15 protein-coding genes are annotated in these 24,353 nt (G+C 56.3%); 9 read left to right on the forward strand and 6 right to left on the reverse strand.

All coding sequences use genetic code 11. The features are described from left to right. The first annotated feature begins 72 nt into the window (after nucleotides 1-72). Complete coding sequence (gene ilvC, locus BBKW_RS00420; RefSeq protein ID WP_034255230.1) at nucleotides 73-1,125, forward strand: ketol-acid reductoisomerase; 1,053 nt, start codon at nucleotides 73-75, stop codon at nucleotides 1,123-1,125. A gap of 458 nt (nucleotides 1,126-1,583) precedes the next feature. On the opposite strand, the gene ilvC (BBKW_RS00425) is transcribed toward ilvC (BBKW_RS00420), so the two are convergent. Next, on the reverse strand, nucleotides 1,584-2,624 hold the full coding sequence (gene ilvC / locus BBKW_RS00425) for a ketol-acid reductoisomerase (protein ID WP_048349482.1): 1,041 nt from the start codon (nucleotides 2,622-2,624) through the stop codon (nucleotides 1,584-1,586). A gap of 274 nt (nucleotides 2,625-2,898) precedes the next feature. On the opposite strand from ilvC (BBKW_RS00425), the gene BBKW_RS00430 reads away from it, so the two are divergent. Beyond that, nucleotides 2,899-4,716 carry a sialate O-acetylesterase gene (locus BBKW_RS00430; RefSeq protein ID WP_033500620.1) on the forward strand — a complete coding sequence of 606 codons (1,818 nt, stop codon included), beginning with the start codon at nucleotides 2,899-2,901 and terminating at the stop codon, nucleotides 4,714-4,716. Between the two features lie 217 nt (nucleotides 4,717-4,933). Here the strand turns inward: BBKW_RS00430 and BBKW_RS00435 are convergent, their stop codons facing one another. Next, nucleotides 4,934-6,397 (reverse strand): ATP-binding protein, encoded by a 1,464-nt coding sequence (locus BBKW_RS00435; RefSeq protein WP_033500621.1) that lies wholly within the window; start codon nucleotides 6,395-6,397, stop codon nucleotides 4,934-4,936. A 190-nt stretch (nucleotides 6,398-6,587) separates the two neighbouring features. Then, nucleotides 6,588-7,772 carry a GDSL-type esterase/lipase family protein gene (locus tag BBKW_RS00440; protein WP_033500622.1) on the reverse strand — a complete coding sequence of 395 codons (1,185 nt, stop codon included), beginning with the start codon at nucleotides 7,770-7,772 and terminating at the stop codon, nucleotides 6,588-6,590. A gap of 295 nt (nucleotides 7,773-8,067) precedes the next feature. Between BBKW_RS00440 and BBKW_RS00445 the strand changes: the two genes are divergently transcribed. From BBKW_RS00445 to BBKW_RS00470, 6 genes are all read left to right on the forward strand, one after another. Next, nucleotides 8,068-9,435 carry a GH1 family beta-glucosidase gene (locus BBKW_RS00445; protein ID WP_033500623.1) on the forward strand — a complete coding sequence of 456 codons (1,368 nt, stop codon included), beginning with the start codon at nucleotides 8,068-8,070 and terminating at the stop codon, nucleotides 9,433-9,435. 449 nt (nucleotides 9,436-9,884) lie between these two features. Then, nucleotides 9,885-11,258: an ABC transporter substrate-binding protein gene (locus BBKW_RS00450; RefSeq protein ID WP_033500624.1), complete on the forward strand. Its 1,374-nt coding sequence runs from the start codon at nucleotides 9,885-9,887 to the stop codon at nucleotides 11,256-11,258. 174 nt (nucleotides 11,259-11,432) lie between these two features. Continuing rightward, nucleotides 11,433-12,482: a carbohydrate ABC transporter permease gene (locus BBKW_RS00455; protein ID WP_048349483.1), complete on the forward strand. Its 1,050-nt coding sequence runs from the start codon at nucleotides 11,433-11,435 to the stop codon at nucleotides 12,480-12,482. After that, nucleotides 12,479-13,375: a carbohydrate ABC transporter permease gene (locus BBKW_RS00460; RefSeq protein ID WP_081962243.1), complete on the forward strand. Its 897-nt coding sequence runs from the start codon at nucleotides 12,479-12,481 to the stop codon at nucleotides 13,373-13,375. The genes BBKW_RS00455 and BBKW_RS00460 overlap by 4 nt, the downstream gene beginning before the upstream one ends. A gap of 92 nt (nucleotides 13,376-13,467) precedes the next feature. Beyond that, a complete protein-coding gene (locus tag BBKW_RS00465) occupies nucleotides 13,468-16,197 on the forward strand; it encodes a glycoside hydrolase family 2 protein (protein ID WP_033500625.1) in 2,730 nt (909 codons plus the stop codon). Nucleotides 16,198-16,427: 230 nt separating this feature from the next. Further along, complete coding sequence (locus BBKW_RS00470) at nucleotides 16,428-17,462, forward strand: LacI family DNA-binding transcriptional regulator (RefSeq protein WP_033500626.1); 1,035 nt, start codon at nucleotides 16,428-16,430, stop codon at nucleotides 17,460-17,462. A 56-nt stretch (nucleotides 17,463-17,518) separates the two neighbouring features. Here the strand turns inward: BBKW_RS00470 and BBKW_RS00475 are convergent, their stop codons facing one another. From BBKW_RS00475 to BBKW_RS00485, 3 genes are all read right to left on the reverse strand, one after another. Then, nucleotides 17,519-18,139, reverse strand: coding sequence for a YesL family protein (locus tag BBKW_RS00475; RefSeq protein ID WP_033500627.1), 621 nt, complete (start codon nucleotides 18,137-18,139; stop codon nucleotides 17,519-17,521). Between the two features lie 268 nt (nucleotides 18,140-18,407). Further along, nucleotides 18,408-19,157, reverse strand: a complete 750-nt coding sequence (locus tag BBKW_RS00480) for a hypothetical protein (RefSeq protein ID WP_033500628.1) — start codon at nucleotides 19,155-19,157, stop codon at nucleotides 18,408-18,410. 260 nt (nucleotides 19,158-19,417) lie between these two features. Beyond that, nucleotides 19,418-20,887: an amino acid permease gene (locus BBKW_RS00485; protein WP_004222996.1), complete on the reverse strand. Its 1,470-nt coding sequence runs from the start codon at nucleotides 20,885-20,887 to the stop codon at nucleotides 19,418-19,420. 514 nt (nucleotides 20,888-21,401) lie between these two features. On the opposite strand from BBKW_RS00485, the gene BBKW_RS00490 reads away from it, so the two are divergent. Continuing rightward, a complete protein-coding gene (locus BBKW_RS00490; protein WP_033500629.1) occupies nucleotides 21,402-24,344 on the forward strand; it encodes an FtsX-like permease family protein in 2,943 nt (980 codons plus the stop codon). The last annotated feature ends 9 nt before the right edge of the window (nucleotides 24,345-24,353 follow it).

A 24,353-nucleotide genomic window follows, 5' to 3' on the forward strand; every position in this document is an offset into this window, starting at 1 on the left:
CAGAAATCGAAAGATTTTTTCGGGAAAAGTACGATCCCGAAGCGATAAAAGAAAATAAAAGGAGCGCCAATCATGGCAGCAACTATCTGGTACGAAAAGGACGCCGATCTGTCTGTGTTTGAAGGCAAGAAGGTGGCCATCCTTGGTTACGGTTCTCAGGGTCACGCTCATGCACTGAACCTGCGCGATTCCGGTGTGGACGTCGTCGTTGGTCTGCGTCCGACCTCCAAGTCCGTGGATTACGCCAAGGAGCAGGGCCTGGAAGTTAAGCCGGTCGGCGAGGCCGTCGCCGAAGCCGACGTGGTCATGATCCTGCTGCCTGACCAGTACCAGGCTAAGGTTTACAAGGAAGAGGTTGAGCCGAACCTGAAGCCGGGCGCTGCTCTGGCTTTCGCTCACGGTTTCAACATCCACTACGGCTACATCAAGCCGTCCGAGGACCACCCGATCTTCATGGTCGCCCCGAAGGGCCCGGGCCACATCGTGCGTCGTGAGTACGCCGCCGGCCGTGGCGTCCCGGTCGTCGTGGCCGTGGAGCAGGATCCGGATGGCAAGACCTGGCCGCTGTGCCTGGCTTACGCCAAGGCTCTGGGCGCTCTGCGTGCAGGCGCCATCAAGACCACCTTCACCGAGGAGACCGAAACCGATCTGTTCGGCGAGCAGGACGTGCTTATGGGTGGCATCAACCACCTGTGCGATCTGGGCTTCGACGTGCTGACCGAGGCTGGCTACCAGCCGGAGATCGCCTACTTCGAGGTGTTCCACGAGCTGAAGATGCTGGTGGATCTGGCCAACGAAGGCGGCCTGAACAAGGCTCGTTGGAGCTGCTCCGACACTGCTCAGTATGGCGATTACACCTCCACCGTCATCACCGAAGAGACCAAGAAGCGCATGCAGTACCAGCTCAAGCGCATTCAGGATGGCTCCTTCGCCAAGGAGTTCATGGATGATCAGGCCGCTGGCGCTCCGAAGTTCAAGGAGCTGCAGGAAGAGTACAGCCACCCGCACCTGGAGACCGTTGGTCCGAAGCTGCGCGCCATGTTCTCCTGGAACAACCAGGTGGACGCCGATGCCGATATGTCCGAGTCCTTCAACGGCAAGATCGCTCGTACCCAGGTTCAGTGAGATCGCCTGATTTCGAGCTGAGAGCCGGAATCTGCAGCATTAAGACCGTCGCCCGATTCGTTCGGGCGGCGGTCTTTTGCGTTGTGTTGGCTCCTTTTGCCACACTGACAGGTGTTTGGTGCGATAAATAGAGTTTTTCGTGTATGGGGGTATAGTTTCTTCTGGTTTCTGTCGATTCAGGGCCCCCTTGCCTGTGTTGGCCGGGGATTGGTGGCGAGGATCGCGTTTTTTCGGGTACGGGGTTATTTGTTGGAACCGTGGTTCTGGAATCTCGGAACCTTGAAACCTCAAAACCGTGAAATCTTCTGAAAATAGAGGAAGACCGACACCCACAAACGGGCGACGGCCTTCCATTGGTAATTGAGGCTTGCGATCCGGTCCATCGGGACCAATTGACCGGATTCCGATGGACCGAGGCCGCTTGATCGGAATCCCGATCAAGCGAAGCCCTAAGTCACTCAGCCACGGGCGATCTTGCCGGTGAAGGTGGCCATGTCGGCGTCATCATCCTTGCCGTTGTTCCAGGAGAACATGGCGCGCAGCTTCGGGCCAACGGTCTCGATGCGCACGTTGCCGTACTCCTCCTGCAGCTGCTTGAACTTCGGAGCGCCTGCGTCCTGATCATCGATGAACTCCTTGGCGAAGGAGCCATCCTGAATGCGCTTCAGGTGGTACTGCATGCGCTCACGTACATGCTCGTCGATGCAGGTGTTGGTATAGTCGCCGTACTGGGCGGTGTCGGAGCAGGACCAGCGGGCCTTGTTCAGACCGCCTTCGTTCATGAGATCGACGAGCATCTTCAACTCGTGGCAGACCTCGAAGTAGGCGATCTCCGGCTGGTAACCGGCGTCGGTGAGGACTTCGAAGCCCATTTCAACGAGCTTGTTCACGCCACCCATCAGCACATTCTGCTCGCCGAACAGATCGGTTTCGGTCTCCTCGGTGAAGGTGGTCTTGATGGCGCCTGCACGCAGAGCGCCCAGAGCCTTGGCGTAAGCCAGGGTGATGTCCCAAGCATCGCCACGCGGATCCTGCTCCACGGCCACGACGACCGGGACGCCACGGCCGGCGGCGTACTCGCGACGCACGATGTGGCCCGGGCCCTTCGGGGCGACCATGAAGATCGGGTGGTCCTCGGACGGCTTGATGTAGCCGTAGTGGATGTTGAAACCGTGGGCGAATGCGACTGCAGCGCCCGGCTTGATGTTCGGCTCGATGTCGTTGGCCCAGATGGTGCGCTGGTACTGATCCGGAGCCAGGATCATGATGATGTCGGCCTCAGCAGCGGCTTCCGGAACGGACTTGACTTCCAGACCCTGCTCCTTGGCGTGCTCAACGGACTTGGAGGTCGGACGCAGGCCAACGACGACGTCCACACCGGAATCGCGCAGGTTCAGCGCATGAGCGTGGCCCTGGGAACCGTAACCGATGATGGCAACCTTCTTGCCTTCGAGGACCGAGAGATCGCCGTCGTTCTCATACCAGATTTGTGCAGTCATTGTACTTGGCACTCCTTTTATGTAGTGGGGTGAACGCTTGGAAAAGCGTTCGGGTTTCTACCATTCGCAGATGAAATTCGTGTTTTCATGCATGGATTTTGTCCTGCAAACTGGGGTCTATCCTACTGGAGCCTCCATCTTGCAGCGTGTCTGGTCCACAAAGTGAGCCGCGAAACCGTAAAAATCCGTTGCGGCAACGGCAAGTTTCATGTATTTTGACGGGAAGTCGGCATAGGATACAACGCGTAGGGATTTTTGATTAGGAAGAGATGCCATGGTCACTGCGACTGGTCCTGCGCCCGGATCTGAAATGACGGCGGCAATCGGCGATATTGAGGACCGCAGCACGGCAGGAGTTCTGCACGTTGCCGCGATTTTCGCCTCGCATATGGTGTTGCAGCGCAATAAACCCATCGCCGTGTTCGGCGCGTTGGATGCTGATTGCGCCGGACTTGAGGTTTCAGCGGAAATACGCGATTTAGATGGTTCCGTGATTGTGCAGGCGCACGCGTACTCCTCCAAAGAGATCAAGAACGGCTTTTCTCCGTGGCGCGTTATGCTGCCCGCGCAACCCGAAGGCGGACCTTACACGTTGCGCGTCACCGCAGGCAACGATTTCATCGAATACTACGACGTGCTGATTGGTGAAGTGTGGCTTGCCGGCGGGCAAAGCAATATGGAACTTGAGTTGCGCAACAGTGAAAACGCCGAGGAAGCCCTCGAAAACTGCGCCGATCCGCTCCTGCGTTTCTACAATGTGCCGAAAACCGGCGTGATTAATCGCAATGCCGAACATGCGGCAAGCTGGCAGGAATCATCGCCCGAAAACAGTGGCGTTATGAGTGCCGTAGCGTACTATTTCGCGCGAAAACTGCGTGATGAACTTGATTCCGACCTTCCAATCGGCATTATCGACTGTTATATCGGGGGTACGTCGATTAGTTGTTGGATGAGCGAGGATGCACTGAATTCCAGCGAATCCGGGCGCGATTATCTTGCTCGCTACGAGCAGGCGGTCGCCGGTAAAACGCAGGAACAGTTCGATTTGGAGTATAGCGAATGGCAGTCGCGTTCTGATACTTGGAATGCGTCGATTGCTGCAGCTCGTGAAGCCGACCCTGATGTGACGTGGGATACGCTGACTCAACAGTACGGCGAATGCCCGTGGCCACCACCGATGACGCCGACCTCGCAGTGGCGTCCGACAGGTCCGTTCCATGCCATGCTGGAGCGTATTGTGCCCTATTCCTTGGCGGGATTCCTGTGGTATCAGGGCGAGGAAGACGAGCCATATTGCGGATCCTATCGTGAGCTGCTGGGCATGATGATCGGCGAATGGCGTGCGCTGTGGAGCGAGAATCTGCCGTTCCTGATCGTGCAGTTGCCGCAATGGATCGACAAGAAGGTCGACGAGGGCGACGGCGATCCGATGCTGTGGCCGGTGCTGCGTGAAGCCCAGTGGGATGCCGCGCAGTCCATCGACAACGTGTTCGCCATCTGCACCATGGATTGCGGTGAATACAACAACATTCACCCGGTTGATAAGCGCACGCCCGGCGAGCGTCTCGGCAATTGTGCGCTTCACCAAGTGTATGGTATGAGCCGTATTCCGGTGTATGGTCCGACTGTGCTGGGCTTCCGCTGCGACGAAGGCGGTCGCGTGCGTCTGTTCTTCCGATATGCGCACGGCCTGCATTTCAGCGGTACTACGCCCGACAGTTATGGTGATAAGTTCGACAAGAGCCTGCCTTCGTTGGTACGACTGCCGGAATGTTCCGGTTTCGAGCTTGCCGGCGCTGATGGTGTGTTCCATCCGGCCACTGCTGCGATTTTCGTGGATTGCGATATTGACGATTTGATCAACGCGAAGGTCAATGTGGTTGACTATAACGCTACGGAGTTCGGTATTCCGATTAACAGTCGCAGTATCGGCACGATTACGTTGGCCACGCCGGAAGTGCCAGCGCCGGTGATGATGCGCTACGCGTGGCGCAGTTGGGGGCCTGCACCGTTGGCTAATGACAATGATCTGCCCGCTCACCCATTCAAGCTAGACCTGACCGATCACACCGACTCTGATCACGCTGAATAATCACGTTGCATGATTGTCGCTAGTCGACAATGAATAGCGTGCGATTGCTGTGCTTATAGTGTGCGGCAATCGCACGCTTTGTATTGCGATTGAAGTCTTGCTGATCGCACGTCAGTCAAATACGAATCAAATACCAGTCAAATAAAAAATCGTTGAAAAATCAACGTTTCTGCGATTTGTGCCACCAAAATCGCAGAAACGGATCAAATAAATGGCGCTACGCCCATCCTGGAATATATTCCATCTTCTTGCGAGGTGCATTTGCGTCGACCGGTTTGATGAAGCCGGACGATACACTTTCCCGAATCAAGCGTGAAATGGGGGATGAATACGAGTCTTCCAAGCCGAATCGGGCACGCAGTGACGCATTGGTGAGATAGTCGCCATTCGCGAACTGAATGCAGGCATGCCAATAACAGGCGTCAACGCGCTCGCTTGGGCTCAAATCAGGGTACGGGCGGTATTGGGAGAGCCGCACCATAATGCTGGCGCTGCTCTCGGGATCATTGGACTGCTGCACTACGGGAGAGGGGAGATGTGCCGTCTCGCAGGCATCGATGATCTTATCCCAACCGGATCCAGCTTCCTCGCACATGCCGAGACGTCGAGACAAATCGGCCAGCTTCGGATTCCTTGCCTCAGGTGGGTCGTTGACGAGCCGTTCCAGTCGAATTAGCGAGCTTCCGGGATTGGAGAACTCCACACGATTGTCGAAGATTTCAATAAGCGGTCCACCGCCTCTGACGGTGAGATCCTGATGAATCAGCATGTTGGCCAGCAGCTCTCTGACGGCAATCTGAGGGTATGAGATGTTCGTAACACGTAGGCCGCGCCCAATGGTTTCGCTTTCCGGAAGCCAAGCCTGTAGCACGGCCGCGATATCGTCAAGGTCGGCATATCCGTGAGCGTATGTTTGCGAACGCGACGGCGAGGACTTACGTTCCCCGTCATATTTGATGAGTCGGAGTGCCTTGCGTGCAACGGTAGGGAATTGCTGCAGATCATCCGCAAACAGCAATGCCCCAAGGTTGGTGATGGCATACTGCCCACTGTCAAGGAATTTGATAATGTGATCGGATTCAAGATAATGCAGAATTTCCGTACGATTTGAAGGTAGCGGCGTGCCTGTTTGCCGAAAATAGGTATTCCAGTCCAGCATTGCCAAAGTTTCTTCGGCAGTGAGCCATTGGGCTGCTATCTGGTCTTCAAATGCTTCTGATTTAGTGACTTCCCACAGGCGTCGTTCCCTCTGCGAATTCTTGGCAATAGGCTGCGTGGACGTACCGGAACGGATATATTCCGTGCCGTCGAATGCTACGGGGTATCCGGTGGCGGGCCAAATGCGCAAGATAACCGTTCGATGCCCTCGATAGTCCATGGGAATGAACTTGAATTCAGCATTTTTGGAAAGCTTGAGGCGTAGCCACAACTCAAGCTCCTGTCCCTTGTGCTTGGCTGCAAGCGGATTAAATGTGGTGCCGATGATGCCATGCGTCGCATCATCCACACCCCACAGCATATAGGCGTAATCCTGCCCTTCGATGGCTGCCGCATTGGAGAGTGCGGAAATGTCTTTGCCGATCATGAAAGCGTCATCATTTGACGCTTTGAATTCAACGGTCTGTGATTCCGTGGAACGTGCGATGAGCTGGTCAATAAGCTGAATGAGATCTTCCGGCATGAGACTCCTTGATAGCGCGATGTGCACCACTGATGGCAACAGCATATCGTTTCAGTCATATGCGAGTCAAATACGAATCAAATACCAGTCAAATAAAAAATCGTTGGAAAATCAACGTTTCTGCGATTTGTGCCACCAAAATCGCAGAAACGAATCAAATAAAAAATGCGTTGCGTTGCGAGCGCATAAGCTACTGCCAGAGGTCGGGGCCGAATGAAGCCAGGTATGCGGTTAGTTCGGCGGCCATCTGCTCGTCTTCCGGAATGCGTGGATGGCCATCCGTGCCGCAACCGTTACGTGAATACAAGAAATGTTTCACGTGAAACTCGCCTTTAGCACGAAGCGTATCGCAGGCTTCGCCGATCGCGCGGTCCCAAGCGGCGTCGTGCCGCACAATCGTTGTAGTAAGCACGATCAGCGCTTTCGGGTACTTCTCGCGTAACGCATGCACGAAATCGATGTAGCGGGTGCGCCAATGCCGTGCTTCGTCGCCGTTGTAATCCGATGCCATAAAATCGTAAGGATGCGCATCGTTTTGCCCCAAAGCGACCACCACCACATGTGGCGTGTATTGCGTGAAATCCCACGGCTGTGGCTCGCCGAATTCCGGATTGTAGGTGCTGCGGTCCCAAATGCTTTCCATGCCGAGATAGTGCGGTGCGTGAAACCAGCCAATACCGTCGATGAGGCTGGCTCCTCCCTGCGCTACCAGATGAGCTTGAGCGTTGAGGTTGCGTGCGGTGATTGAGGCGTACGAATACCAAGAGTTGCTGTAACCGCTCAAATCCTCGTCGGGATCTGCCTGCCCCTCGTAGCACAGTGCCTCACAGCGTTCACCGCAGGTTACGGAATCGCCGTAGAACTCCATGCGTCGGCTTGGTTTAGGGGAGCTGGGTGGCAGTATCTGCGCATCGTCGTCAAGCTCGATACTGATCATGTCGTAGCGATTGTTACCTTCATCCTGACGTTTGAAAATTGTAACTTCATGCATGATGTTCGGCAATTGTTCGGCAATGGTGACGTATACGGGTTTGCGAATGTCGGATTGACTGTGCTGCACGTCTGTTGGTTCCGCAGGTTCCGTTGGTTCCACGCGGCTGGGATAGCCGTTTTCCAGCGTGACAGCGTCATGTCCGGTGTCGATGGGGACGGGAATGCGCAGTTGTATACCGTCGACGACGGCTCCCAGAGTGGCTCGCCCATATCCCCAATGGTTGACGAGGTGTACGCCGATGGATGTTCCAGTGCAACGGAATGATACTTGCGTGTATGGAAATGCCCATGTTTGGAATGGCGCGTGCGTGGCTGGGTCCACGGCATCGCTGACGCGTCCCATATGGCGAAGATTCGGATTGTTGAAAGAAATGTGCTTCATATGAGAGTTCCCCTGTTGCTTCAATGCTGATTGCGGCAGTGCCCGTTGTCGCAATACATGGAGGACTGGCTGAATGGCAGAGATTTCGGTCAGTCCTTGATATCGTTCCAGCTGGCGGCCGTCGCCTTGGCTGATATGAACGACACGATTGCCTACGTGCAATATCTTAACCGACTTTACGAAAAGACACGCAGTCAGTTGCTTCATGACGGGTGCAGGGGTACGTGCTGTGTCCGGAGTGCGGGCTTATTATATGAAACACAGTATCTTAACCGCTTCATGGGAAGGATGTGCAATGGAGAACACTTTTCCTCAGGATTTTGTATTTGGTACGGCTACGGCGTCGTACCAGATTGAGGGTGCGGCGAACGAGGATGGTCGCTGCCCTTCGATTTGGGACACGTTCAGCCATACCCCGGGCGCCACACTGGCTGGCGATACCGGTGATGTGGCAACGGACTCGTATCACCGTTGGCGCGAGGATCTGGCGTTGCTCAAGGATCTCGGCGTTGACGCCTACCGTTTTTCGATCGCCATGCCGCGCATCATGCCAACGCCCAACGGTGTCGTCAACGACAGGGGCCTTGACTTCTACGAGCGCATCGTCGACGCATTGTTGGAGAGCGGCATCAAGCCGGTCGTAACGCTCTACCATTGGGATTTGCCGCAGTATTTGGGCGATGAAGGCGGTTGGCTGAATCGCAAAACCGCATACGCGCTGGCCGACTACACTTCTGTGGTAGCCAAGCGCTTCGGCGACCGTGTCGACACGTGGACCACGTTGAACGAACCGTGGTGCTCCTCGTATTTGAGCTATGGTGCAAAGGAGCATGCGCCGGGCTTGGGTCTCGGCCCGGGTGCATTTCCTGCGGTGCATCACTTGAACCTCGCACATGGTTTGATGATTCAGGCCGTGCGCGCCGAGCTGGGGGAGAGTGCCAAGTGTTCGGTCACACTGAATCTTGCGTTGAACCGCGGCGATGCCGACGCCTGCCACCGTCTCGATCTGATCTCTAACCGTGCGTTCCTCGACCCGATGCTGCGCGGCCGTTACCCCGACGAACTGTTCGCCATCACCAAGGGCATCTGCGATTGGAGTTTCGTGCAGCCGGGCGATCTTGAGCAGATTCATCAGTCGATCGACGTGCTCGGCATCAACTATTACTCTACGAATCTGCTGGCCATGGGCGACCGCCCGCAGTTCCCACAGTCCACGGAGGCTTCCACGGCTCCTGGCGCGTCCGACGTCGACTGGTTGCCGACGGAGGGTCCGCATACCGATATGGGTTGGAATATCGATCCTGACGGCTTGCACGATCTGCTGGTGCGTGTACATGACAATTACCCTGAAGTGCCGCTGATGGTCACGGAAAACGGCATGGCTTGCAAGGATCAGTTGGTGGTTAACAACGATGGCGACAAGGCGGTGCATGACGCTGACCGCATCGACTACTTGCAGCGTCATCTTGCCGCGGCGCGTCGCGCGATGAGCGAGGGCGTGCCGCTGACCGGCTATTTCGTGTGGTCGTTGCTTGACAATTTCGAATGGTATTTCGGCTATGCCAAGCGATTCGGCATCACGTACGTCGATTACGCCACGCAGGAACGCATCCCGAAGGATAGCTTCCTGTGGTATCGCGATTTCATCGCCTCGCGTTCCTGAAATCAAACTGAAATTTCATCGGCATGTCGCGCGCCCTTCGGTGGCGTGACATGCCGTTTTTTGTTGGTATTTCAACAGTTCTGTGGACTTCTCGACAGAACTTAAGCGCTTAACGACACTCTGGTAAAGAAATTTACGTTAACTCTCTTAACGTTAACTTACTGAATACTTGTTAGATTACGAAACGAGTCCGATAATCCCTTATTTTTCAGCGGTTTTCTAATCTTGAGAAAAGGCCGAAAACCTATGAAAGCATCAGACGGGGCGGTTGGGAGGGGCATTGAAACAGTACTTAAGCGCTTGACAAGCTTAAGGGGTTCAGTTATAGTAATAATCACTAACTCATCAAGGGCAGGCAGAGAGGCCTGAGGTGAAAGGCATCACCAACGGAGAATCGGTGCCGAATCTCCCAAAGTGATGAACAGTGATTCATAAGGAAGGATCAGAAGATGAATCTCAAGAAAATCGTCGCGGCCGGCATCGCAGCCGTTTGCGCGGTGAGCATGGCGGCTTGCGGTGGCAGCGGCGACTCCTCCAAGGTCACCGATATGCAGTACAAGGACATCAAGCTTGGCGAGACCGGCAAGGACATCAAGGCCAATCTGAAGCTGTTCAGCCATCGTACCGATATGCTCAAGAAAGACTATCCGGGAACCACTTGGGATCAGTACATTGCCGAATTCAACAAGATGTATCCGAACATCAAGGTCACCGTCGAGGCCAACAGCGATTACGCCAACAGCGCGATGACCCGCCTGCAGGGTGGCGACTGGGGCGACATCATGATGATTCCGGCGGTCGACAGAGCCGAACTGCAGAACTACTTCATCTCCTACGGTTCCTTGGGGGACATGGACAAGGAAGTCAAGTACGCCGTCAATCAGTCCTACCAGAAAAAGGTCTATGGTGTGGCTTCGGTGGGCAACGCCTCCGGCATCGTCTACAACAAGAAGGTCTTCAAGGATGCTGGCATCGACAGCCTGCCGACCACTCCGGACGAGTTCATATCCGACCTGAAAGCAGTCAAGAACAAGACTCAGGCCATCCCGTTATACACCAACTACGCGGCCGGTTGGACCATGGGGGCTTGGGACGCCTATATTGGCGGCACTGCGACCGGTGATCCCGATTACATGAACAACGTCTTCACCCATTCCAAGAATCCGTTCAAGGATCCGGGCGATGGCACCCATTCGTACAACGTCTACAAGATTCTGTATGACGCCGTGGCTGATGGCCTGACCGAGGATGATTACTCCACCACTGATTGGGAATCCTCCAAGAACAAGCTGAACGCCGGAGAAATCGCCACCATGGTGCTCGGCTCCTGGGCCGTCTCCCAGATCCAGGCCGCTGGCGACAACGGCGAGGACGTCGGCTACATGCCGTTCCCGATTTCCGTCAAGGGCAAGCAGTATGCCACTTCCGCTCCGGACTATGCTTACGGCATCAACAAGAACTCTTCCACTACCGATCAGGAAGCGGCTATGATCTTCGTCAAGTGGATGACCGAGAAGTCCAATTTCGCATACAACGAGGGCGGCATCTCGATTGTGGCCGACGACGACAGGCTCCCCGACCTCTACAGCGACTTCAAGAACGTCAAGCTCATCCCAGACAATCCAGCGCCTGACGGCGAGGAGGATCTGTTCAACGACCTCAACTCTGATTCCGAACTCAACATCAACAGCGGCGGCGACGCCCGCGTCCAGGGCATCGTCGAGCACGCTGCCAACAAGGACCAGTCCTACGACGATCTCGTTCAGGAATGGAACCAGAAGTGGAACGACGCCCTTGATTCCGAAGGCGTCGATATTAAGTGAACCGATCGTCCGCTAAACGTGATCAAGCGTGAAAGCGTGACGGTTCCCGGTATCTAACACTGAGGACTTCGGCCTGCTCTCGGCATAATCAGGCCGAAGTCCCCGTCTTTCAACAACTTTTTCAGTAACTCACAACATCACAAGGCAGAGAAGCCACCCAAAGAGGGGGATATCATGACTGCAACAGCAGTGGAGCCGACCGAGAAGGTTGAAGTTCCATTCAACAAGTCGCCCCGAGATTGGCGCAAGATGGGCGTTATCGTCGCCTTTTCCGCAATCCCGGTCGCATTACTCGTAATCTTCACCTACTGGCCGTTCGGATCCATGATCGGCTACTCGTTCTACAAGATGAAGTACATCGGCCCGCGCGAGTTCGTCGGCCTCAAGAACTACATCGACGTCTTCACTCGTCCTGATACACTTTCTTCCCTGAAGCTGAGCCTTTACTACATGGTCGGCGCGCTGCTCCAGGTGGCACTGGCACTGTACCTGTCCAGCATGCTGGCGTTCAAGGTCCGTGGCAGCAGCGCATTCAAGGCCATCTACTTCTTTCCGTATCTGATCAACGGCATCGCGGTTGGTTTCATCTTCAAGTTCTTCTACACTCGCGGTTACGTATTCGATACCGTGCTTCAATGGTGTGGCTTCCAACTCGACAACCTGCCTTACTGGTTGAAGGATCAAAGCGTAAACAACTGGTCCTTGGTGGGTGCCTCTGTCTGGCGGTACCTTGGTCAGAACGTGATTCTGTTCATCGGCGCCATGATGTCGATCGATTCGACGCTGTACGAGGCGGCCGAAATCGACGGCGCGAATAGATGGCAGCAATTCAAACACATCATTCTGCCAGGCATCAAGACCATCCTGGTGCTGAACGTCATCCTGTCCATCACCGGTTCGCTGTCCGCCTTCGAAGGCCCGTACGTCATCACCTCCGGCGCAAACGGTACCGCCACCTACTTCGTGCGTATGGACCGTCTCGCCCACACCAGCCAAAAGGTCGGCTTGGCGTCCGCCATGGCGATCGTTCTGCTGATCATCATCCTGATTTGCGCGCTGCTGCAGCAGTTGTTCTTCAAGTACGTGTTCAGGGATGCCGATGACGGCGTGGAAAAGGCCCGGAAGAAGGCCGCGAAGATCGAGCGCCAGCGCGCCCGCATAGCCAAAAAGAACGCTTCGGTCTTCAAAAACGGGCCGAGCAACAAAGAAAAGGCGGTGGCATGATGACTGATGCAGTTGCGCTCGCGAAGGAACGTTCCGCAGCCAAGACCGCGGGTTTCTGGTACAAGTTCAAAATCGGACTGGCCGTATTTCTCAAGTATTTTTCGCTGATATTCGTGGCGTTCATGATGCTGCTGCCGTTGGTCAGCTGCTTCGTGACCGCAGCCAAGACAGACAAGGAATACCACGGCACGTCCGTCATGGACATGCCGAAGAACTGGTTCAACTTCGACAACTACGTGCAGGCCTTCGTCACATCGAATATGGCGGTCGCATTCCGCAACTCCATCATCGTGGTTGTTGTTGTCCTGTTTGTCACCACGATCATCGGCACCATGCTTGCCTACGTACTGAGCCGTTTCCGCTTCCCCGGCAACGGCTTCATCCGAGGCATGTTCACTCTTGCGGCTTTGCTCCCAGGCATCGCCATGCAGGTCGCACTGTACAAGATGATGGTCAACTTCCATGCCGTCAACACCATGTGGGGCTACATCCTGATGATGTGCGGTACCGATGTCATCTCCATCTACGTGTTCATCCAGTTCTTCGAGAACATCTCGATTTCCTTGGACGAAGCCGCGATCATGGACGGCGCCTCCTACTTCACCATCTACTACAAGATCCTGCTGCCGCTGCTGAAGCCCGCCATCGTGACCTGCGCCATCCTGAAAGGCGTCGGCGTGTACAACGAGTACTATGCCGCCAACCTGTACCTGCAGGACGCGAATCTGAAGACCATCGCCATCGCGCTGTACTCCTTCACCGGTCCAATGGGCAGCAAGTATAACCTGATCTGCGCGGGCGTGATCATCACGCTGTTGCCGATGCTGATCCTGTTCCTGATCTTCCAGAAGCAGATCTACAGCGGTATCGCAGCCGGCTCCGTCAAAGAATAAACCCGAAAGAACTGAACCCTTTCCATAATCAAGGACCGCGTCGAGACAGCTATCGCGGCGCGACCCTTCTCCTTCGTACAAAGGAACTTCCCATGTCTCACATTCCCAGCACATTCACTTCGCTGAGCGAAGGCTGGACGCTGACGGCCGTTAATCCGCAAGCCGCTCCAGAATCTCTACGTGAAACGCTTACCGCCGGCATTCCGGCAACCGTGCCGGGAGAGGCGACCCTGGACCTGCTGAACGCAGGACTGATCGCCGATCCGTTTGACGGCGACAACGAGAATGAACAGCAGTGGATCGGAGACGTCGACTGGCGTTTCACCTGCCGTTTCGATTGGCACGACAACGGTGCCGACCGTCATGATCTGGTGGCCTATGGCCTCGATACCATCGCCGACATTGTGCTGAATGGGCGCCCGGTGGCCTCCACCAAGAACTTCCACCGCTCCTACCGTTGGGACGTGCGCGAACTTCTGCACGAGGGCACCAACGAACTGACCGTCACCTTCACCTCTCCGGTGCGTGAATCCGACCGCATGGAGCAGGCCCGCGGCTACTACCCGCATACTGAACATCACGCGTTCAACCAGATCCGCAAGCCGAGCTACTCCTTCGGCTGGGATTGGGGCATCGATGTGGCAAACGCCGGCATCTGGCGTGAGATCGGTATCGATTCCTGGTCCGACGTGCGTTTGGTTTCCGTGCGTCCGCTTGTGGACGTCGCTGCTGACGGTACCGGTCTGTTGAACGTGCATGTCGAGATCGAACGTGCCGGCAAGGGCCGCATCATGTCCCCATATGATTCCCGTCCTGCGCGTCAGGCGGTACCGGTGCATGCGGAGATTTCCGGTTTCGGCACTACTTTGGCCGCCGACGGCATTGTTGGGGAAGGCCGCGATATCGCGGTGATTACGATCGCAATGCCGGAAGCGAAGTTGTGGTGGCCGGTTGGCTACGGCGATCAGCCGCTATACGACGTTGCCGTCACCGCAGGTGAGGCCGCTACCGCGGAAGCCGCCGCCTGGAATGGCCATGTCGGTTTCCGTACCGTGCATATCGACACCCGCGCCGATGAAATCGGCCGTCCATTCCAGATTTACGTCAACAATGTGCCTGTTCATGCGCACGGCTATAACTGGATTCCGGATGATGCGTTCATCTCACGCGTTTCCAACCGCGATTACGAGCGCGGCATCCGCGACCTGGTGGAATCCAACTCCAACATGGTGCGTGCATGGGGCGGCGGCATCTACGAAGCCGACGAATTCTACGATTTGTGCGATAAATACGGCATCATGGTGTGGCAGGACTTCATGCTGGCCTGCGCGGCCTACCCGGAAGACGCCGAAACCAAGGCCGAAGTCGAAGCCGAAGCCCGCGAGCACATCACCCGCCTTTCTGAGCATGCCAGCCTGATCGTGTGGAACGGTTCCAACGAAAACTATGTGGCCTATGCGGAATGGGGCGGCTACAAGCAGGCCCTGCGTGATGACGACCGCAAGGCCAATGAGTTCGGCTACGGAGAGAAGCCGTGGGGCGACTACTACTATTCCGAACTGTTCCCGGCTCTGCTCGCCGAGCTCGATCCGACACGTTCCGTCTATCTGCCAAGCTCTCCGATGAGCTTCACCAAATTCACAGGCGCCAACCTCGACACCGACGGCACCATGCACATCTGGGATGCTTGGAACCGTGCGGACTACACCGTGTACGCGCAGTACATCCCGCGCTTCGCCGACGAATTCGGCTACCAGGCGCCGCCGGCATGGAGCACCCTCACCAACGCAGTGCATGACGAAGTCCTCGAACCGTTCGGCAAGCAGATGCTGGTGCACCAGAAGGCCATGGGCGGCAACTATAAACTGGCTCGTGGCATGCGCTCGCATATTACCCCCGGCCATCTTGACGACGTGAGCTTCGGCGGCGTGGTCAATGGCAAGCCGTCAAACGGTGAGCACAGCTGGCTGATTCCGACCGACAATTGGGCCGATATCGAGGATTGGCATTGGGCATGCCAGCTGCAGCAGGCGCAAGCCATGCGCTTCGGCGTGGAGCATATGCGCTCCCTTGAGCCGGTCAACGCGGGTGCACTGATCTGGCAGCTCAACGACGATTGGCCGGTCGTTTCTTGGGCGGCCGTCGACTTCGATGGCCACCGCAAGCCGGTGTGGTACGCCTCCCGCGACTTCTTCGCGCCGCGCCTGGCCACCATCCAGCCGCGCGTGTCCGACGAATATCGCGAAACCCACAGCTGGGAAGGCGTGAAGACCGCAAACGACCACTTCGAACTCATCGTGCTCAACGATACCCGTGAGGCGTGGAAGGGCTCGTGGAAGGTCGAGCGCGTGACTCTGAACGGCGAAGTGCTCGCCGCCCAAAGCTTTGACGTTGAGCTCGATGCAGTCTCCCACGTTGGCCTGCCGCTCGCCGAAGAAATCGTCTCCTACGGGGATGCCGGCAACGAGCTGGTCGTAGCGACCCCGTCCGACAACGCCTTCGCCCGCGTGATCTTCAACCCGGCCGAAATCATCGACCAGAAGCTCGCAGCGCCGACCGAAGCGTTCAGCACCGCGGCCGTTGCCGTGGAAGATGGCGTGGAACTTACCGTCACAGCCAAGAGTTACGTGCGTGACCTGTTCTGCATGGCAGACAAGGTCGACGCGAAGGCTTCGGTGGCCGAGGGCATGGTATCGCTGCTTCCGGGCGAGGGCGTCGTGCTGCACATCGCCACCGCCGATGCCGCAGCGCTTGCCGATCCAGGTGCGTTCGCAGCCTCCAACGTGCTGCGTTCCGCCAACGATCTGAAGCGGGAATGGTGAGATTCCGCGAATACGCCGTCTACTGGAGCGGTAGAAGAGTAGAGGGAGAGGACTACTGAAATTTCAGTTGACGTGTTCGGTTGAGTAAAAACATAAGTTGAAGCGCCGCCAACCTTAGGAGAGGAAAGTGTTGTGAACACTGACTTTCCAAGAGGTTGGTCGGCGCTTTTACTGTATGATGTAGATGAACCGTTTAAGTTACGATTTAAGTTAAGAAGAAGGACGCGGACATGCCTATTCAAAAAAGCAAGGTGACGATTTTTGACGTTGCCAAGGCTTCGGGAGTCTCCAGCAGCGCCGTTTCGTATGCGCTCAACGGCAAGTCTGGTGTTTCCGATGTGACCCGAGACAAGGTGTTGAAGGTCGCACGCGAACTGGGATGGAAACCGAATGGCGCGGCACAGGCGCTGGCCAAGGCGAAGACGCAGCGCGTGGGCCTGGTGTTGAGCTACGACCCGAAGCTGCTTTCCGTCGAATCCTACATGATGGAACTTATTTCCGGTCTCGGTGCCGAGCTGGAAAAATACGATTATTCCTTGCTGATACGCATGGCCGTGGGTGAGGACGCGAAGCTTTCGATCATCGATGATTGGATCGCCACCGGCAACGTCGACGCCATGCTGCTCGTCAATGTCGAGCTTGGAGACCCTTGCGTTGCCTTGCTTGAGGAGCATGAGGAGATGCCGGTACTTGCTATTGCCGACGCCTCCGTGGCCGGCAATCTGCCGAGTCTGTCAAGCGCTGACGCCGATGCCGTGCGCCAGGCGGTGCAATACTTGTATGATCTCGGGCATCGTCAGATCGCCCGCGTCGGCGGTCCCGAATCGCTTGCTCACTCGTATATTCGTGATTCCGCCTTTGCGGACGTCGCTTCCGAGCTGGGCATGCGTTACCGCTGTCTGCACACCGACTACACGCCGGAAACCGGTAGCGAGGCCACGAAACGTCTGCTGGCGTTCTCCGAGCACCCGACGGCGATTATCTACGACAATGATGTGATGGCGTTGGCCGGCCTTGGTGTGGCCGCTTCGCAGGGCATCAAAGTGCCGGAGGAAATCTCCATCATGTCGTGGGATGATTCCTTCATGTGCACCGCGGCCTATCCGAATCTGACCGCCATGGGCCGTGATGTGGTCGATACCGGTAAGCAGGCCGCCGAATTGCTGCTCAAGCTGATCGGCGGCGAGCGTGTGGGGCATCTGATGGAAGAGCCGTACGAATTGCGTGCCCGCACTTCGACCGGTCCTGCTCCGGCAGGGGAATAAGATGCGATGATGAGTTAAAAATTGCGATTGCGCATTTGCTACGGCAATCGCAATTTTTATTCGAGGGCGAACGTTTTGCGTACGAGCATCATTTGCAGATAGAAGCTCGCTCCGGCCGCGACGAGAATCCATAATAGGGGGATGAGCATCAACGTTTGCTGCGGTGCGATCGATACCACGATAATAGGCCAGATATTCAACAAAAGCACGGCAAATGCGATATGCGGACGCATCAACGCGAGCTTGATGGATTGCTTGATTTGCTCGCCCACACTGAGTTTGCTGCGCCCCGACAAGGGCAGGATGAAGGCGAACAGCGAGCCGATCACGGCGATTATCGCAAGGGTTACGCCATACAGGATTGCGACGGTGTTGCCGGACTGCTTTGACAGGTACCACAAGTCGAACAGCGCGAGTCCCCAGAACAGCGCAAGAATGGCGGTCAGGGCGAGATTAGCGGGGAAGCGGCGCTTGAACGCGGTCCAGAAACTGCGGAAAATGCCCTTGGATGAGCCTTCCTGCAGTTCGCGTGCGATTTCGCAGGCGGCGGATGTGGACGCGCCAATCGTTACGACGGGGATGGAGAAGACTGTCCAGGCGACGCTGATCATGGCCATGTCGCCGATGGTGCTCATCAGATCGTTGAAGGGATTGTCTTGACTGAAGATGTTCGCCATGGTTCCTCACTTTAACGCATGTTCGTAGTTCGGCGGAGCGACTGCGTTGACGTCACGCCGTTGTGCAATACTTAAGCGCTTAATATATACTGAATTCAGTTAAAAGTCAAAAGCTTGAGGAGTGGGGCGAGTGCTCCCCGCCAGAACCGAAAACGGTACCGTTTTCAATTGGTGGTGCGTTGTTGCGATTCACGTAGATGATCCGCCGAAATGGGCTAATGAAATAACTGCTGAAAATCGCCAAAATAAATTCGGCGATTCCTTATGATCATTCGTTCAGATAGTCAATGAACTGCTGTGCGATACCGCGATTCTGCGATTCCTGCACAATGCCGATGATCGCATCGGATTTTGCGGATTTCAGCGTGCTCCAGCGTTTGAAATTCGTCATGGAAACACCGAACGGTTCCGTCTTGCCTTTGCCGCTACCATTGTAATCGGGATCGTCGGAATCTTTGAATCCCTTAAATGTTACGAAATCGCTGGAAAGCGTCATGCGCTGCGATTCGGTCAGCGACGAATTGAGGTTCGTCAAGTAGCCGTATCCGGACAGTTCCTTGTAGGTTTTCGGGGTGGCTACGATTACGTCGATTTCATGGTTGGCGATCATGGTTTGCAGCTTGCTGATGCCGTTTTCGTCGCTGGAAAAGTAGGTGTCGATGAGCGCGCCGCCCTTGCGCCCCTCCGGAAGGCCGAGTTTGCTGGCGACCTGCGATTGCAGGGTTGCGGCCTCCTGCTGGCTGACGGCGTCGTCGAATACCGCCGCATACAGTTTCGGCGTTGCTGCCGGCGTGAGGACCTGTATCGCGATGTAGATGACGACGCACACGATGACGACGGTGGTTGCGGTGCGTGCGAGCAGCTGGTCGCGGAAATAATTCCACTTGCGGCCCCACGGCAGTTCGAGCAGTGTGGTGATGCGCGATTTGCCTTTGTATTCGTTGGTTGCGGCGATCGTGGTGATGGCTTCGGCCTGCTGGCTGTTGATTTCGCCGCCCTTGCATGATTCCACGCTCATTGCCGCCTCCTTGCTGCAGTAATCCCGCTTGCCGTTACCCGCCCAACATCGTATAGCGTTAAGCTTAAGAAAAGCTTAAGCGATTAAGTTTGGCGAGTCAACTGCGATAGGGGAGCGAAATTTGGAATTTGAAACGTGGGGATCGTGGAATACGCAACGAAAAAGTGGGAATTACGGATTGGAAATCAAAATCTGAAATCTGAAACAAAAAGCGCCCGTACCCCTCACTTGAGGCACGGGCGCATTGTTGCCTTACGACTTCAGGCGCGCTTCTGTGTGATCTGATAGGCAGCGAACAGCACGACCAGCCAAATCACACCGGCGACCACTGCGATGCGATAGCTTGCGGAGAAGCACATCAGCACCACGACCAGCAGCATGAACGCAATCACCACATACGGCGTCACCTTGGCGAACGGCAGCTTGAAAGCGAGCTTGTCAAGCGCTTCCTGGCCCTTCAATCCCTTCAAATCGTTCGGACCATCGCCGGCGGCGACAACACGACGGAACTTAATTTCCGTAATCATAATCATGATCCAATTAATCGCAGCGGCAATCGTGGCGATCGACATCAAATAATTGAACGCGAAATCAGGCCACACGAACACCACAACCACGGCGATCGCAATAATGATGGCCGACGTGATCACGCCCCCGACCGGAACGCCGCGCTTGTTCAGGCGGCCCAGATACGCGGGAGCATTGCCTTGCTTCGCCAACGAATACAGCATGCGCGAGTTCGCGTACAGGCCGGAGTTGTACACGCTCATTACGGCGGTCAAGCACACGAAATTCAGAATGCCGGCGGCCGCATGCACGCCCACCGAATCGAAAATCTGCACGAACGGGCTGGAATTGCCGTCGATCGTGCTCCACGGGACCACGGCCATGATCACGCCGAGCGCGCAGATGTAGAACACGAGAATACGCCAGATAATGCCGTTCGTGGCCTTCGGAATGGTGGTGCGCGGATTTTCGGTCTCGCCCGCAGTGATGCCGATGAGCTCGGTGCCGCCGAAGCTGAACATCACCACGACCAGCGCCATCAGCAGGCCGGTCCACGTGCCGTCCGCATTGCGAGACATCAGGCCATGCGGCAGGAATCCGCCGTCAACGGTGAACCAGTTGGCGAACGACGCGCGAATGCCCGAAGCAGTCGGCACATTCGCGATGATCACATACAAACCGCCGAAAATCATGGCAAGCACGGCCACGATCTTGATGATGGCGAACCAGAATTCAAATTCGCCGAACTTGTTCACGCCCATAAGATTCAGCGCCGCGATCGCCACGAGGAACACCGCTGCCGACACCCACTTCGGAATGTTCGGGAACCAGTAATTCACGAACGAGCCAACCACGGCCAACTCCACCATGGCCACGAGCACGTAGTTGAACCAGTAATTCCAGCCGGAAATAAAGCCGGCGCGCTTCGACCAGTACTGCGTGGCGTAATAGCTGAACGCGCCCGCCTTCGGATCCTCGACCGCCATTTCGGACAGTGCGCGCACAATCAGGAAAATCGCCAGACCGCCGATCAGATAGGCGAGCAGAATGGCCGGGCCCGCCAGCTGAATCGACTCGCTGGAACCATAGAACAGGCCGGTGCCGATCGCGCCGCCCAACGCGATCAATTGAATATGACGATTCTTCAAAGACTTGCGCAGCGTCGGCGGAACCGGCACATCGTCGGTTTCGCGCGGTTTCTTTGCAACGGTTGCGTCGCTCATGAATGCTTCCTCTTCTCTTGTGTGCTGTGCGTCTAGCGTTGTTCGCGTTGTTTGAGCTTGCGTGCGTTTGCTCGAGCCTGCGATTGCGATGCCCCTGCTGTACTTGCATGCTTGCTTTACGCGCGTTGCGCTGTCGCATGTTCGCCTCACGCTCACGATTTGTGTTTCGTTTGCGATTGCTTGCGTTTCGCCCTTTGTGAGGGAACGTTCTCGATTGTAGCGGGATGCGGTGGGCAAGGCTCTGGAATGTTCGCTCTAGGTTGTCTATTTTCGGTGGAGGCAGGTGTTGTGACCGTTCCCAGCGCTCCACGAAAACCCACCTCCCGAGTGTCCGTTTCTGCCGAATCGGACGCTTAGGATGGGTTTAGGGGCCTCGATTGTATTTTCTGGCGATTTGGAATCGCAAGTACCTCATATCCTCAGTTTTATGGTGTTCAATGGAAACGGGACTGCGTGAGCCGACTATGGGGCCGGTTGCGCGCAAATCGTACGTGGGTTGAATATGGAGGCCGAAATGGCGTTCGTCAAGGACATGCTGCGGATGTGGGCGCATTCGTGGAAACGGTTCATCTCAATCGCCATGATTACATTGCTTGGCGTGGCTGTGCTTACCGGCATTTACGCAGGCTGCCGCGACGCGTTCCGCGGCACCGACCGCTTTTTCGACGCGCAAGGTCTGCACGACATCCAGGTGCTGTCCACCGCAGGATTGACGGATGGCGATATTGCCGCGTTACGCAAGGTGCGCGGTGTAGCGAAGGTGCAGGCAGAGCGGTCACAGGAAGTGACGTTCGATTTGGGCGGCCGCAAATCGGCGACCATGCAGGAAATCGGTGCGAACGGTATTGACCGGCCGTACGTGCAGGAAGGGCGATTGCCGAAGAAAGCCGGCGAAATCGCAGTAACCCGTAAATTTATCCGCGATTCCGGCAAAAAGATTGGCAGCCACCTCACCGTAGCCCCCGAATCCTCTTCTTCCGCTACTTCAGTGTCTGATTCATCAGAATCGGACACTCAGGGTGCTGAAGATAAGGCACCAAGCTTCCCGACCAAGCTCACCATCGTGGGCGTGGTGCTCGATCCGCAGAATCTAAGCAATCCGGACGGATATTCCGCCATGACCTCGTTTCGTTCCACCGCTGCCACCGACTACACGTTCTTCGCTCCGTCCGACGGCGTGACCGGTACCCTCTACACGTCCGCCACGCTGCTCGTCAAAGGTTCGGCCAATGAAAACACGTTCGACGAATCGTATGAAAACACCGTCAAACAGGTGACCGACCGCATCGACGACGCCGTGAAAACCGACCGGCAGAAGGTCCGCTGGCAAGAACTGCTCGACGCGGGCAACAGGCAGATCGCCGACACGTGTGCGGAAGCCGACAAGAAGTTCGCGGAAGCGCAATCGCAAATCGACGAGAATCGTCGGCAATTCGACCAGCAGGTCGACCAAATCATGAGTATGCAAGCCGGTGCAACCGGCGCAATGGATCCCACCCAGCTCAACGAAACCACGCGTGAAACAATGCGTGAAACCATCATCGCCGCAACCCCCGAACTTGCGCATGCCAAGCAGCGGCTCGACCAGGCGCAATCGCAATTGGACGAGCAGAAAGCGCAAACCGAACAAACGCTGAAAACCAAAGAAAACGAGCTTAAAACCAGTATTCCGCAAGTGCGCTGGTATGTGCAGGATCGGCAGTCGCTCGGTGGATTCAGCGCGCTCAAATCCGACCTTGATTCCATCCAATCGCTCGGCAACGCGTTCCCGATCGTGTTTCTGGTGGTCGCTGTGATGATGAGCCTGACTTCCATGGCGCGCATGGTCGAAGAGGACCGCTCGCTCATCGGCACTTACGTGGGGCTTGGCTATGGGCGTCTTGCGGTGGCGTCGCGCTATCTGCTGTTCGCGCTGCTGGCGTGTCTCATCGGCGGGGGGCTTGGCCTACTTGTCGGATTCCTTGGAATTCCGGCGTTCCTTCTGGTTGTTTTGGAGGGCATGTATGTGATGCCTGGCGTGCGACTGGAATACGACTGGCTGTACGGTTCGCTGGGCATCGCACTGTTCGTGGTCGGTGTGCTCGCCGCCACCATTTACGCGTGCGTGCAGGAGATGCGCATGACGCCCGCCGCGCTGATGCGGCCGAAAGCGCCGCGTGCCGGCTCACGCATTCTGCTGGAACGAATCAAGCCGGTCTGGAATCGTATGGGGTTCCTCAGCAAAGTGACCGCGCGCAACATTTTCCGCTTCAAGTCGCGCCTTATCATGACGGTCGGCGGGGTGGCCGGCTGCACTGCGCTCATCGTCTGCGGCCTAGCCATCAATGACACCGTGGCCGACCTTGGTATCAAGCAATATCGTGACGTTTACCAATACGATCTTATGGTGGTTTCTGGCGATTCGGACGCGGACGAAATGCGCGCCAAAGTCGCGTCGGACGGTCGTACCACGTCCACGATGAACGTGCGTATCGAATCGGGTGATATGGCTGTTGGGAAGAGCGATTCTGGCAGCGGCGACAGCAGTGGCAGTGTCGGCAGTGAAAGTATTCAGCTGGTTGCAGTGCCGGAAAAGCGATTGTCCGACCTGGGCGAAATGGTCACGTTGCAGCCGGTGCATTCCGGAATATTGGGCACGTCCAGTATCGGCGGGAAAGGCTCGCTGAAGCTGGACGACGATGGCGTGATAGTGGCGCAGTCGGCGGCAAGCTCGCTTGGCATCGCCACCGGAAGCAAAGTGCGATTGACCAACGGCGACGGCGTGCAGGTCACTGCGAAAGTGAGCGCGGTGAATCGCAATCTTATCGGATCGGACGTGTACATCAGCGAAACCTACTATGCCAAGCTGTTCGGCAAATCCTTCGTATCCAACGTGCCCGTTTCTGCAGAATCGGACGTGCAAAGTACGAAATCGCTGACCTGGAATGCCATGTATGCCAAACTTTCCGGCTCTGACCAATCGCAAACCGACTATGCTCAATCGCTCGAAAAGGACAGCTCGGTGGTGAAAGCCGTAAGCAGCGCGCACATGGCCGACAGTTTCAAGTTCGATCTTATGGGCGCGGTCGTGGCGCTGATTGTGGCGCTCGCCGGAGGTTTGGCGCTTGTGGTGCTGTTCACTCTCGCCAATACGAATGTGTCGGAACGCGTGCGCGAGATGGCTACACTCAAGGTGCTCGGCTTTTTCGACCGTGAAGTGCACCATTACGTGAATCGCGAGATGATGATCCTCACCGTCATGGGCGTGGTGCTGGGATTGCCGCTCGGCCGGTTCGTTGGCGGGCTGCTGACCATGGCGCTCAACATGCCGTCGCTCTATTTCGAGGTGGAGGTCAAGCCGCTGAGCTACGTGATCGCAGTCGTGGTGACCATGATGTTCGCGCTGCTTGTGCAACTGTTTGTCAACCCCGTCCTCGACCGCATCGACCCCATCAGCTCGCTCAAGTCCGTGGAATGACGAGTGTCC

Source organism: Bifidobacterium catenulatum subsp. kashiwanohense JCM 15439 = DSM 21854 (assembly GCF_001042615.1).
Lineage (GTDB): Bacteria > Actinomycetota > Actinomycetes > Actinomycetales > Bifidobacteriaceae > Bifidobacterium > Bifidobacterium catenulatum.